Raw genomic sequence first — 12,962 nt, 5'->3', positions numbered from 1 at the left:
GGTTTTCAAAACCTGACAGGTCTTTTGGCATCCAGTANTCGCGCGCCTACGTTTTTTATAGAGATTCTTTGTATTTTACAAATCCGAAAACTTCAATAATTTGTTCTTCATTTTTTATTCTATAAACAATGGTATATCCTTTGAAAATCAAATCTCTGATATGCTCATCTTCAAAATAAATCGATTTTCGTTGTTTGTAAGGGAGCGTTTTTAAATCTTTTATAGCATTTAAAACATCCTTCCTAAATTTTTTCGCCGCAAATGGTTTGTCTTCGGCAATATACTCAACTTGGTCAGCTAATTTATTTGAAAAACTTCTAAGGATTTTTATTTTCATATTTCGAAATCCTTTCCTGCATAACTTTATCCAATTCTTCTAAAGAAATAAACTCAGCCGTACCGTTGTCAATTGTTTCAAGTTCTTTGGAAAGATAATTTTTGATGGCTTTATTTTCATCTATTATTTTTAAATCTTCCGAATTGAACTGTTCCAGTAACCACAATACTTTGTCGTAAATTTTATTACTTATTTCCAGTTTAATAGTCTTCATATCAAAGATTTATACAAATTTAGGTTTATTTTTGAAAAAGAATTGGTTTTCTATAATTTTAAAAAATCAAAATTAACGCAACACCAATTTCTTAATCAATTCCTTGCCCATTTCTTCATTCAAAAGTTTAATTATTTTTTCTTTTCCGTAACTCAATTCTTCCCGCAAAACTGAAGACGAAAGCTGCACGTATAAAGTATCGCGGTCCAATTTAATATCAGTCGTATATTTTGAAATGGCAGTGCCCATAACCGAATCCCACGCTTCCTTGGCGTTTACTTTGTCCAAACCTTTCTCCAATCGGTTGCTTTCTATGAACTCCTTTAAGGCATCGCCGATGGATATGTTTTCTGCGTGTCGTTTTGCCATTGTTTTGAAAAAGTTTAAGTGTTTAAAAGTTTATTTATTCCCCTTTAGGGGTTAGGGGTTAGGGGTTAGGGGTGTCGGTTTCCCGAAAACCAAACTTCTTGAATTTAGAATAGGTATAAATCTTATTATCTCTGTTAATTACGGCTAATGTACTGTCTTCTGCTTTTATGACAGTTTCTTTCCAGGCGTCAAAAGGGGTTTTGTAATACATCCGCAAGCTATCGTCCTCAATTTTTAAGGTAAAATTTTCTGAAACGCCATTGGTTCGAAATGTACCGTCAAACCTAGGCGAAACCTTTGTGCGTGCGCCACTGTCACCTTTCACTTCAATATGATCAATAACCGTATTTATATTAAATTCTTTTTTTTCGCCATCGGGCATTTTTACGGTTTTTATTTCCCAATAGCCGCTGAGGTTTTGTTTTTGCGCCTCGGGATCGGGCTTTTCGCAAGAAACAAAAAGTAGGGTAATTAGTAGAAATGTGATTTTATAAATCATTTTTTTTCAAATTTTCTTCGCGCCTTTGCGCCTTTGCGTGCATTTTTTTCTCGCAAAAACACAAAGTTCCGTTATTCCCAATTAACCAATAACACTTAACACTTAACACCTAACGCTTAACCCCTAACACTTAACTCCTAAAGCGGAAACATTTTATATGTCTGATGCACTTTTTTAATCACTTCTTCCGTCCGGTCTGCGTGGGTATCGCTAATGAAAAGCTGCCCAAAATTTTCATTGTCAACCAGCGTAATCAAATGCTCCACCCGGGTTTCGTCCAATTTATCAAAAATATCATCCAATAACAAAATGGGATTCGTTTTTGAATGGTTTTTTATGAAATCGAACTGAGCCAATTTTAAAGCGATAAGATACGATTTTTGTTGCCCTTGCGAACCAAATTTCTTTATAGGATGGCCGTCAATCTCAAAAACCAAATCGTCCTTGTGTATTCCAAAGTTGGTGTACTGCGTAATTTTATCTTTTGTTATATTTTTCTGAAGCAACGTCAATAGGTCATTTTCCTGCAATTGGCTTTCGTAAACCAAGTTGATGCTCTCATCACCGCTGCTGATGGATTTGTATCGATTCAAAAATATAGGTAGAAATTCCTCCAAAAAAGCGGTTCGTTTCCCAAAAATGGAAGTTCCGTAAGTGTGGAGCTGTTCGTTATAAATATCAATCGTGTCCTGACTGAACGTATTGTTCGCCGCAAAATATTTCAAAAGGGAATTGCGCTGTGCAAGTACTTTGTTGTATTTAATCAAGGTATTCAAATAATCTGAATCGCGTTGGGAAATTACGCCGTCAATAAACTTCCGGCGCGTATCGCTTCCTTCAATTATCAAATCCCTGTCGGCCGGTGAAATAATGACCAACGGCAGAAATCCTATGTGCTCACTGAATTTATCGTAGGTTTTTCCGTTTCGTTTTATAATTTTTTTCTGCCCTTTTTTGGCGCTGACCACAATTTTTTCGGGCGCTTCCTTTCTTTCGTAAAACCCTTCCACCACAAAAAACTCCTCGCCGTGTTTTATGTTTTGTGTAGTAATTGGGTTGAAATAACTTTTCCCGAAGGAAAGATGGTAGATGGCGTCCAGAACATTGGTCTTTCCCACGCCGTTATTTCCCACAAAACAGTTGATTTTTGGGTCGAAATCGAAGGTTTCGGCCTCAAAATTTTTATAGTTGAGCAAAGAGAGCTTTTGTAAAATCATATAAAAATGACGTAAGACTTTTAGACGTAGGACGTAAGACTAAAAAAAATGAAAATTAATTTAAAAAATACGTTTTAAAGGTTGTAAAAATAAGAGGTTTGGAATGATTTAATCCTACCTCTAATGCCCTTTTGTCTTACGTCAATTCTGAAAATTTTTAATTCTCCCAAATTTTTTCAGTAATGACGGCTTGTTGAACACAAAAGGATGCTTTGCAAATTATTAAAAAATAAGAAATATTTATCCTTTCAAATTCCATTTAAAATTTTATTTTTGCGCCATTCCCGCAAAGACGGGAATCCAAATAAATAGAAGTTAGATTATGGCAACGTACAAAAAACGCGGAGGCAAACCAACCACAAAAGCTGACAAACAGGCGCAGCTTGAAGAAAACAGCACAACGGCAGAAGTATTCAACACGCTGGACGAAGGCGCATCGAAAACGGAAGCTTGGATTGAAAAGAACCAAAAAGGAATTTTGGCCTTTATCATCATTGTAGCCGTGGGTGTTTTGGGATATTTTGCCTACCACCAATATATAAAGGGCCCAAAAGAAACTGAAGCCATGAACGAAATGTTCCAGGCGCAGAGCTATTGGGAACAGGCGTTGACGGCTCCGGCAAAGGACTCGCTTTACAATCTTTCCCTGCAAGGTGGCGAAGGAAAATACGGTTTCCTTGACATTATCGACAATTACGGTGGCACAAAAGCTGCAAATCTTGCACATTACTATGCGGGAATGGCCTATTTGAATACCAACAAGTACCAGCAAGCAATCGAGCAGTTGGATAAATTCAGCAGCGATGATGATATTTTGGCACCTTTGGCAAAAGGCGCAATTGGCGATGCGTTCGCACAGTTGGGTCAAAATGAGGATGCGTTGAAATATTATGAGGAAGCGGCCAAAATGCGAACGAACGATTTTACAACACCGCGTTTTCTTTTGAAGGCCGGAATTGCAGCAATGGCTTTGAACCAAACCGACAAGGCAATGGCGCATTTCAAAAAGATTGCAGATGATTATCCAAAATCTACCGAAGCTACAAAGGCTGAAATCTATACCGGCCGCGCGGAAGCAATGAACAGATAAATGGCTACAGCAAATACAAATTTATCGGCTTACGATAAAACAACAATCCCAAACGCGAAGGACTTTCGGTTTGGGATTGTTGTTTCAGAATGGAACCACGATATTACCGAAGGCATGTTCCAAGGCGCTTTTGATGCTTTAAAGGATTGCGGTGCCATCAATGAAAATATTGTCCGTTGGAATGTTCCCGGTAGTTTTGAACTCATCTATGGCTGCAAGCGAATGACCGAGAGTTATGATATGCTGGACGCCGTAATTGCCATTGGAAGCGTGATACAAGGCGAAACAAAACACTTCGATTATGTGTGCGAAGCAGTTGCCCAGGGCATAAAAGATTTAAACGTCCGCGGCAATATTCCCGTAATTTTCTGCGTGCTTACCGATAACACTATGCAACAGGCTATAGACCGAAGCGGTGGCAAACACGGCAACAAAGGTACTGAAGCCGCAATTGCTGCAATTAAAATGGCGCAACTTCGGAAGGATTCTAAGTTTTGAATTCAATATTCAAAATTCAAGATTCAAGATTCAAATCCCAAACCTGCCTGTCGTGCCTCTGGCAGGCAGGTCCCGAATCCCGAATTAACTAATCCCCAACCCCTGCCACCTGCTACTGAATTCTGAACACTTCATTGGTACGGTAATTGTTTAAAACAAGCTTCAGAAACACTTTAGAAAACACAGTATTTTCAGTAACTTTGAAGCACGACAATTATGGGACTAATAGGCAAGAGAAAAAACAAAAAGTACAGCTACAAACCGCGTCATTATGAATTTGACGGAGAGGGCAGCCCGTTCACCATGGGGCATAAGTTTGATGAATTTCGGACTACGGTTGGCGACAACAAAGGTTTAAAAGGAAAATTTAAAACCGCTTGGGCCGATTTGCGGCAATCTTCCGACAGAAACGCAAACCGAAGGCTGATTGTAATCATAGCCATTCTCGTCCTACTTTTCCTTTTTATTATCGAATTCGATTTATCTATTTTCTACGCATAAATTTTAATGGCAGACATTATTCAGTTATTACCGGACCACGTTGCAAACCAGATTGCAGCCGGCGAAGTTGTGCAACGCCCCGCCTCGGTAGTGAAGGAATTGTTGGAAAACGCCATTGACGCAAAAGCAACTTCAATCACACTGGTAATTAAAGATGCGGGAAAAACCCTCGTGCAGGTTACCGACAACGGCATCGGGATGAGCGTTACCGACGCCCGGCTCAGTTTTGAGCGCCACGCCACTTCAAAAATAAAATCTGCTGAAGATCTTTTTAATCTTCATACAAAAGGTTTCCGGGGCGAGGCTTTGGCATCTATCGCCGCAATTGCGCACGTTGAGCTTAAAACCAAAACTGAAAATTCCGAAATTGGAACGCATCTCACCATTGAAGGCAGCAAAGTAATTTCGCAGGATCCGGCAGTAGTTCCAAAGGGCACGACCATTTCAGTAAAAAATCTTTTCTATAATATTCCCGCCCGAAGAAATTTTCTAAAAAGCAATCCTGTGGAAACCCGTCATATAATTGATGAATTCCATCGCGTGGCCTTGGCGCATCCAAACGTCGCGTTTCAAATGCTTCACAATGGAAGCGATGTTTTCAATCTTCCATCGACAAATTCGCGGCAACGCATCGTCAACATCTTTGGAAGCAAAACCAATGAAAAACTGGTTCCCGTTCACGAAGAAACAGAAATCCTAAAAATTGAAGGTTTCGTTTTAAAACCGGAATTCGGAAAAAAGAGCAGGGGAGAGCAGTTCTTTTTTGTAAACGACCGCTTTATAAAAAGTCCGTATCTGCACCACGCGGTTTCGTCGGCCTTTGAAGGTTTGATGAAAAATGACGTGCACCCGGGCTATTTTCTTTTTTTGGAAGTAGATCCGCATTCCATTGACATCAACATACATCCCACAAAAACCGAGATAAAGTTTGACGATGAGCATTCCATCTATGCCATGCTCCGCGCCACGGTAAAGCACAGTTTGGGGCAGTTCAATATTGCGCCCGTGCTCGATTTTGAAAGGGATAAAGGTTTTGATACGCCTTATGAATACAGCAAGAAATCGCCCACCGCGCCTTCCATTGAAGTGGATCGGGATTTCAATCCCTTTAAGGAAAAGCCAAAGCAGGGAAATATCAATTTTCCTTTTAAAAGGGAGCAGTCTGCTTCATGGGAATCCTTATATGTGGGTTTAAATGATGAAAATGCTTCCGTTTCCAATTTGGATGATATTGAATTTGAAAGCGAGGAAGTAACCGGAAGTCTTTTTGAAAATACCGAAACCGAAACTGGACATACCACCTTTCAGCTTCAAAATAAATACATAGTGAGCCCGCTGAAAAACGGGATGATGGTAATCCATCAAAACCTTGCCCACCAACGGATTCTTTACGAAGAGCTGTTAAAAAATATTACTGTAAAGGAAGCGGTTAGCCAGCAATTGTTGTTTCCGCTGCAACTGCATTTTTCAAAGCCCGATTTGGAAATTATTGAAAAAATTCGCGAGCAATTGGAACACACGGGCTTTATTTTTTCAGAAATAAAAGAGGAAACGATTGAGATTAGCGGTATTCCCGTGATGATTTTGGAAAGCCATGTTGTAAATTTGCTCAGCCAGTTGGTGCACGACATAAAGGAAGAAGTGCCCGATAGTGGTTTTAGCCAGAACGATATGCTTGCAAAATCTATGGCCGCGAGTATGGCGATAAAAACAGGGGTTTCGCTGAACAGGGAAGAACGGGAGCATTTAATCAATCAATTATTTGCGTGCAAAGAACCTTCCGTTTCGCCAAATAACAAGCTGGTTTTTACAACGATGGACGTGAGCGACCTCGATAAAAAATTTATGTAAATGGGAAGAATAACCGATACTGTAAAATTTCTATTAATTCTGAATGTGATCTTTTATATAGGATCATTTATTATTGGTGACTTATCGATAAAGTTGTTTGCGCTTTACTATTTTGAAAACCCCAATTTTCAATATTGGCAGCCTATCACGCATATGTTTATGCACGACCCGTCGTCTATATTCCACATACTTTTTAATATGTATGCGCTCTGGGCTTTTGGGTCGCCTTTGGAAATGCGCTGGGGACAAAAAAAGTTTCTTTTCTTCTATTTTTCAGCAGGTTTGGGCGCAGCCATTATCCATACATTGGTGAATTATTATCAGCTCCACAGCGGCATGGACGCCTTGATGAACGCGGGAATGAGCCAAGAACAAATTATGAATCTTTTAAATACAGGAAAATATAACACTGCTATATTGGATTATGTTTCCCCAGACACCATCCAAAGCATGTATAATGGTTATAACGGCGTGGCTCTGGGAGCTTCCGGAGCGGTTTATGGAATTTTGGTTGCCTTCGGAATTATGTTCCCGAATATTGAACTGATGTTAATCTTTCTGCCAATTCCAATTAAGGCGAAATATTTCATCCCCGGAATAATCTTATTGGATTTAATTTTTGGCATTACCGGAACCGCCACGGGTATTGCGCATTGGGCCCACATTGGTGGCGCGCTCTTCGGTTTTATCATGGCGTGGTACTGGAAAAAAAACAGTTTTGATAACCATCGTTGGAATTAACTATGGCAGCAACCAGTCTTTCATATAAGTATAAAACCGCCAATATTTTGGTAAAGCTCATTGTCATCAATGTAGCGGCATTTTTGGTGGTAAGGTTGGGGTCCTTCTTTTTGAGTGTGAGTTCGCAATACTTCTCTCGATGGTTTGTTTTGGGCGATGATTTCGATACCCTTTTGTTTCGGCCGTGGACGCTTATTACGTATGGGTTTTTGCATTTCGGTTTTTTCCATATTCTCTTTAATATGCTTTGGCTGTACTGGTTTGGGCAGTTTGTGCTTAACCTTTTTACGGGAAAACGCCTGTTGACCATCTATCTGTTGGGCGCGGCATTTGGCGGGCTGTTATTTATTTTGTCCTATAACTTTTTTCCGGTTTTTGAAATGCAACGCGGATTTTTAATTGGCGCCTCGGGAGCAGTTACGGCCCTGATGGTTTTTATCGCCACCTACACCCCGAATACTGAAGTCCGAATCTTTACCTTTACCATAAAACTGTGGCATATTGCGCTTTTCCTGTTCCTTTTTGATTTGGTCCGCATACCTTCATCGGGCAATGCAGGCGGATTGATGGCCCATGTGGGCGGTGCAATTTTCGGTTATATCTATGCGGTTCAACTCGCTAAGGGGAACGACATTGGCAAATGGTTCGAGAATTTTATGGATTGGGTGGCCAATCTTTTTAAGCCCCGCGCCAAAAAGCCGTTTAAAAAAGTACACCGCACAACACAACCTGCCCCACGACGTTCTACATCAAAGGCCGAAAAATCTGAAAACCAAAAAAAGGTGGACAGTATTTTGGACAAAATAGGCAAAAGCGGCTACGAAAGTCTTACCAAGGAAGAAAAGGACTTTCTGTTCAAGGCCGGAAAAGAAGACTAACCGATGCGGAAATTTCTCAATAGACTGATATACTGGGGCAATCTGCTCGCGGCATTTTTATTGTTGATTTCCTTCGTTCTGCCGTATTTGCCACCCAAAAGTTTCCCGACATTGTCCTTGCTGAGTTTGGTGGTCTCATTGCTAATAATTGTGAATATAATCTTCGCTATCTATTGGGCCGTGCAGTTTAGGCGCAGATTCTTAGTGTCGTTCACCGTACTTTTGATTTCCTATTTTTACTTCAACGTATTTTACGAAGTTTCCTCGGAAGGCGACACTTCCCAATATAAAAATACCCTCAGTGTTTTATCTTACAATGTGCGGCTTTTCAATGCCTACGAAAAAAATCCAGATACGGATGCGCCTCAAATAATTGCGGAAATGCTTTTTGAGGAAAATCCCGATGTGGTCTGCGTGCAGGAATACTACAATCCCAATACCATCGACTTTTCCGGCTATCCCTATCAATACATTCACTTTAAATCTGAAAAGGCAAAACTGGGCCACGCCATCTTTTCAAAATATCCGTTGGTAAATACCGGGGCCTTCGATTTTGAGGATACCTATAACAATACGCTTTACGCCGATGTGGTAAAGGGCACGGATACCCTTCGCATTTACAGCTTGCATTTACAGTCGCTCGGCATTATTCCTCGGGTAAGTTTTTTACAGGAAAGCGATAACGAAAAACTTCGCAAACGGGTGTCGCGTGCCTTTGAAATGCAACAGCAACAGGTGGCGGCCATCTTGGAGCACAAAGCGAAAACCAATCATCCGGTTATCCTTTCCGGCGATTTCAACAATACACCTTTTTCGTACAGTTATCGAAAATTGAAAGATGGGATGCAGGATGCCTTCCGCGAGCGGGGCAATGGGTTGGGGACCACCTTCAAATTTGAGGGTTTCCCGATGCGAATCGATTATATCTTTGCTTCAAATGGGCTCGATATACTGTCATTCGATACTTTGAAGAAAACTTTTTCCGACCATTATGCCGTTCGGGCCACGGTGGGGTGGTGAATTCAATTACCAATTAGCAATTACCAATTAGCAATTAACAAAAACCTATTTTATTCTGTAATATTTAACTGTTGCTTTTCCAAATAATTCAAGGCGTTCGGCCCTTCATTGAAAAGTAAGTCCAAAACCGAAAGATTGGGCAGAAAAGGATGGTTAGCCTGATGCACCTGCGTGTATTCTTCGGCTTTAAAATTTGTTTTTCTTTTTGCATCTACCAAAATGCGCAAATCGGTTATATCAGGATTTTTTTCGAAGGAAGTAGTTTTTGAAATTTCAACATCAATCCCAATCAGTTCACACAGCAAGTTGAATATTTTTAGATTGTGTTCCATCAAGTTGCCGACCGTTTCGGAGAACAATGGCTCCAAATCGTCTTCGTAATATTCAAAAAAAGGAGAGGTTCGATAGGCGCTCTGCAAACTCTTCCAGTGCTGTTCCTGCCACGGAAAATCATTTTCAACCACTACATCCTTCGTTTTTCTGCGTTTCCCCGTGTGTTTTATCGGGATGTTCAGCAAAAGCCGGCCATTGCTGTGCGCAATGTAGGCACGGTTGCGGTAGGTTTGCTTTTGGTAATTGTCCTCCACTTCAAAAATCACTTTATCGGCCTGCGCCACAGCAGCCATCTGCTCAATGGACGGAAAATAGGAGGGATGGAGGAGAATTATTTTCATTTAAAAATTTAAGTCTTCAAAAATAGGGAAGAAATCGAAAACGAAAACAAAATCAAAAACGAAATTGGTCCCCCTTTGAATGGGGTTGAGACGATGTGTAAAACTTGAAACCTGAAACTTGAAACCTGCAACCCTTTTCCCTACCTTTGTATAAACCTTTAAAATATGCTCATAATTGGCATTGCCGGTGGCACTGGCTCTGGAAAAACAACCGTTGTAGATCAAATTGTGGAGGAGCTTCCTGTTGATGAAGTATGCGTTATTTCACAAGATTCCTATTATCACGACACCAGTCATCTTTCGTTTGAGGAACGTACAAAAATAAACTTTGACCATCCCAAAGCTATCGATTTCGATTTGTTGGTAGGGCATTTAAAGGAGCTTCGCGAAGGGAATTCCTTTGAGCAGCCCGTCTATTCCTTTGTGGAGCACAATAGAACTGGGGAAACAATTACTACCTTTCCAAAAAAAGTTATTATTGTGGAAGGAATTTTAATCTTGGCGCATCCCGACATACGCGAAATGTTTGATATAAAAATTTTCGTGCACGCAGATAGTGACGAACGCTTGATACGAAGGTTGAAACGCGACATAGCCACCCGCGGCCGCGATTTGGAGGAAGTGCTGAACCGTTACCAAACCACACTAAAACCGATGCACCAGCAATTCATAGAACCGACCAAGGAATTTGCGGATATTATCATTCCAACAAATAAATACAATACAGTAGCGGTAAACGTTATAAGAAGCATTATCCACCAGAAAATAAGTTATACCGAATCGTGAATTTAAAGGAGTTTAAAAATAAAAAGTGGGTGCGGTTTATAAGCAATAAATATGTGCTTATCCTTATCCTTTTTATTGTTTGGATGATTTTTTTCGACGCCAATTCATACCTGATTCATCACGAATTGGATAGTGATATCAATGCTTTGGAAGACAACGCTGAATTCTACCAACAGGAAATAGACCGCGATAAAAGCTTCATCCAGAAAATGGTGGACAGCAATGAAATGGAGAAATTTGCCCGCGAAAAGTATTATTTGAAAAAGGAAAACGAAGATATTTATATAATTGAGCACGAAGACAGTATCAAAAAAGAAGAAAAGCGATGAATGATTTTTTGTTCGAGGATTTTGATGAAGTTTCCGCAAAACAGTGGAAACAAAAAATTCAGTACGATTTAAAGGGCGCCGACTATAACGAAACCTTGGTCTGGCAAAGTCCCGAAGGGATTCACGTGAAACCGTTTTACCATCAAGACGATTTCGAGGAAGAATTCCAACCCATTCCCGGGCAGCCGAAGTCTTGGAAAATTTCCCAAAAAATCTTTATCGACGATGAAAAAATAGCAAATAATATCGCCTTGGACGCCGCGGAAAGAGGGGCGGAGGCAATTATTTTTAGTGCCGCGGAAGAATTTGACCCAAAAACTGTGTTTAAAAATTTTCCTTTTGAAACGGTTTCAATCTACTTCAACCTAACATTCCTTTCCGAAGCATTTTACAATAAACTCATCAAATTCTTTTCAAACCTACCCGCCAATTCGGAGGGAAAAGCAATAGTTTATTACAATATAGATTTAATAGGAAATCTCGCCCGCACGGGCAACTGGTTTCATAATTTGAAAAAGGACCACGAAATTCTGGACAGTATTTTTGAGAAGAATCCTTCGCAAAACCTGCTTTCCGTTGATGCAATTTTATATCAAAACGCCGGTGCCAATATAGTGCAGCAACTGGCTTATGCCCTCGCGCATGCCAATGAATATTTAAACCACATTGCGAGTGAAACGAAGCAATCTTTAAGTTTAACCTTCAAATTAGCCACTGGCCCAAACTACTTCTTCGAAATAGCAAAAATCCGGGCTCTGCGAAAACTCTACGCAACCCTGGCAAAGGAATACGGAACAACCGAAACCTGCCACATAATAGCCACCCCGTCAAAACGCAACAAAACCCTTTTCGATTACAATGTAAACCTACTCCGCAGCACCACCGAATGTATGAGCGCAATTTTGGGCGGGGCCGATACTGTTTGCAATTTGCCGTATGATGCGCTCTACCACAAGAGCAACGAGTTTGGCGAGCGCATTGCCCGCAACCAACTGCTTATCTTAAAGCACGAAAGTTATTTCGACACGGTCAGCAATCCTGCAGACGGAACCTATTATATTGAAAGCCTCACAGATGAATTGGCCGAAAAAGCGCTTCAATTGTTTAAGGAAATAGAAAAGGGCGGCGGCTTCCTTCAGCAGTTAAAGGATGGAACCATTCAAAAGAAAATAAAGGAAAGTGCCGAAAAGGAACAACAACTTTTTGACAGCGGCGAGCTGAAATTGTTGGGCACCAACTATCACCCCAACAAAAACGACCGAATGAAAGGCGATTTGGAACTTTTCCCTTTCTTAAAACACAACCCCACCAAAACCCTAATCGCCCCAATAGTTGAAAAGAGATTATCAGAAATCACGGAACAGGAACGCTTAAAACAGGAATTATAACCGATTAATATGGATTCAATTAAAGAAATCTTAGGAAATCTTGATGATAAGTTTGAAACGGTTCGTTATTTGAAAGATTATGAAAATTCAATCAAAGAGATTTCTAACTGGTTTATAGCAATTTCTAGTGGAATATTTACAATTTTGATTTTTAAGTTAAGTGATGAAAATCTAACTGGTTTAGTTTTTATGAAAATTCTCTTTAAGGTATTAGTGATTTTATCATTATTGATTGTTGGGTTTTATGGACTGTGTAAGTTTTTAATTCTAAGAAGAGATTATCAAATGAATTTTTTATATAGTTTAATGAAAAAAGAGCATATGCTCTGCGAGATTGAACTTGAAAGAATAATGAAGAGCAATGTTTCAAATGGAGCGAAAAAATTAGATGGGTCATCTGAGACCCAACTTAAAGAAGCCATAAATAATTATGAAGAAAAGTGGAGTATGTTAAATAAACTGTGTCAAATTAAAAAAAGGATGTTTAAACTTTTTAAATTTGACATATTATGAACGAAAATTTTGATTTTGAAAAATTCTCACGCGATGCGATCGAGAAATTGAAACAAG

At 39.9% G+C, this 12,962-nt stretch carries 17 protein-coding genes; 11 read left to right on the top strand and 6 right to left on the bottom strand.

What is annotated here, in order from left to right; all coding sequences use genetic code 11:
- Window positions 1–55: 55 nt before the first annotated feature.
- The 5 genes from POV26_RS07455 to recF all read right to left on the bottom strand — a co-directional run bounded on the left by POV26_RS07455 (window position 56) and on the right by recF (window position 2,636).
- Entirely contained in the window at window positions 56–337 is a 282-nt protein-coding gene (locus POV26_RS07455) for a type II toxin-antitoxin system RelE/ParE family toxin (RefSeq protein WP_272855847.1), read from the bottom strand.
- Window positions 318–551: a hypothetical protein gene (locus POV26_RS07450; RefSeq protein ID WP_272855846.1), complete on the bottom strand. Its 234-nt coding sequence runs from the start codon at window positions 549–551 to the stop codon at window positions 318–320. Before POV26_RS07450 ends, POV26_RS07455 begins: the two co-directional genes overlap by 20 nt.
- Before the next feature lie 72 nt (window positions 552–623).
- A complete protein-coding gene (locus POV26_RS07445) occupies window positions 624–920 on the bottom strand; it encodes a DciA family protein (protein WP_272855845.1) in 297 nt (98 codons plus the stop codon).
- 58 nt (window positions 921–978) lie between these two features.
- On the bottom strand, window positions 979–1,419 hold the full coding sequence (locus tag POV26_RS07440) for a lipocalin family protein (protein WP_272855844.1): 441 nt from the start codon (window positions 1,417–1,419) through the stop codon (window positions 979–981).
- Window positions 1,420–1,556: 137 nt separating this feature from the next.
- Window positions 1,557–2,636 (bottom strand): DNA replication/repair protein RecF, encoded by a 1,080-nt coding sequence (gene recF, locus POV26_RS07435; protein ID WP_272855843.1) that lies wholly within the window; start codon window positions 2,634–2,636, stop codon window positions 1,557–1,559.
- A 322-nt stretch (window positions 2,637–2,958) separates the two neighbouring features.
- Between recF and POV26_RS07430 the strand changes: the two genes are divergently transcribed.
- The 7 genes from POV26_RS07430 to POV26_RS07400 all read left to right on the top strand — a co-directional run bounded on the left by POV26_RS07430 (window position 2,959) and on the right by POV26_RS07400 (window position 9,215).
- A complete protein-coding gene (locus POV26_RS07430) occupies window positions 2,959–3,726 on the top strand; it encodes a tetratricopeptide repeat protein (protein WP_272855842.1) in 768 nt (255 codons plus the stop codon).
- Window positions 3,727–4,224 carry a 6,7-dimethyl-8-ribityllumazine synthase gene (gene ribH, locus POV26_RS07425; protein ID WP_272855841.1) on the top strand — a complete coding sequence of 166 codons (498 nt, stop codon included), beginning with the start codon at window positions 3,727–3,729 and terminating at the stop codon, window positions 4,222–4,224.
- 216 nt (window positions 4,225–4,440) lie between these two features.
- Window positions 4,441–4,725, top strand: a complete 285-nt coding sequence (locus POV26_RS07420) for a hypothetical protein (protein ID WP_062620845.1) — start codon at window positions 4,441–4,443, stop codon at window positions 4,723–4,725.
- A gap of 6 nt (window positions 4,726–4,731) precedes the next feature.
- A complete protein-coding gene (mutL, locus tag POV26_RS07415) occupies window positions 4,732–6,576 on the top strand; it encodes a DNA mismatch repair endonuclease MutL (protein ID WP_272855840.1) in 1,845 nt (614 codons plus the stop codon).
- On the top strand, window positions 6,577–7,317 hold the full coding sequence (locus POV26_RS07410; RefSeq protein ID WP_272855839.1) for a rhomboid family intramembrane serine protease: 741 nt from the start codon (window positions 6,577–6,579) through the stop codon (window positions 7,315–7,317). It abuts the gene before it with no gap.
- Window positions 7,318–7,319: 2 nt separating this feature from the next.
- Complete coding sequence (locus tag POV26_RS07405) at window positions 7,320–8,195, top strand: rhomboid family protein (RefSeq protein ID WP_272855838.1); 876 nt, start codon at window positions 7,320–7,322, stop codon at window positions 8,193–8,195.
- Between the two features lie 3 nt (window positions 8,196–8,198).
- The gene (locus POV26_RS07400; protein WP_272855837.1) at window positions 8,199–9,215 is read left to right on the top strand and encodes an endonuclease/exonuclease/phosphatase family protein; all 1,017 of its coding nucleotides are present in this window, start codon (window positions 8,199–8,201) and stop codon (window positions 9,213–9,215) included.
- A gap of 50 nt (window positions 9,216–9,265) precedes the next feature.
- Here POV26_RS07400 and POV26_RS07395 read toward each other — a convergent pair whose 3' ends face one another.
- The gene (locus POV26_RS07395) at window positions 9,266–9,889 is read right to left on the bottom strand and encodes a WbqC family protein (protein ID WP_272855836.1); all 624 of its coding nucleotides are present in this window, start codon (window positions 9,887–9,889) and stop codon (window positions 9,266–9,268) included.
- A 165-nt stretch (window positions 9,890–10,054) separates the two neighbouring features.
- Between POV26_RS07395 and udk the strand changes: the two genes are divergently transcribed.
- The 4 genes from udk to POV26_RS07375 are packed head-to-tail and all read left to right on the top strand — an operon-like array spanning window position 10,055 to window position 12,905.
- Entirely contained in the window at window positions 10,055–10,675 is a 621-nt protein-coding gene (udk, locus tag POV26_RS07390) for a uridine kinase (RefSeq protein ID WP_272855835.1), read from the top strand.
- Window positions 10,672–11,004: an FtsB family cell division protein gene (locus tag POV26_RS07385; protein ID WP_272855834.1), complete on the top strand. Its 333-nt coding sequence runs from the start codon at window positions 10,672–10,674 to the stop codon at window positions 11,002–11,004. Before udk ends, POV26_RS07385 begins: the two co-directional genes overlap by 4 nt.
- Window positions 11,001–12,392, top strand: a complete 1,392-nt coding sequence (locus tag POV26_RS07380) for a methylmalonyl-CoA mutase subunit beta (protein WP_272855833.1) — start codon at window positions 11,001–11,003, stop codon at window positions 12,390–12,392. The genes POV26_RS07385 and POV26_RS07380 overlap by 4 nt, the downstream gene beginning before the upstream one ends.
- 9 nt (window positions 12,393–12,401) lie before the next feature.
- Window positions 12,402–12,905, top strand: coding sequence for a hypothetical protein (locus tag POV26_RS07375; protein ID WP_272855832.1), 504 nt, complete (start codon window positions 12,402–12,404; stop codon window positions 12,903–12,905).
- Window positions 12,906–12,962 lie beyond the last annotated feature (57 nt).

The organism is Aequorivita todarodis (genome assembly GCF_028561335.1).
Classification (GTDB): Bacteria; Bacteroidota; Bacteroidia; order Flavobacteriales; family Flavobacteriaceae; genus Aequorivita; species Aequorivita todarodis.
The sequence above is the reverse complement of the archived record's forward strand: the minus strand, read 5'-3'. Positions and strand labels throughout refer to the sequence as shown.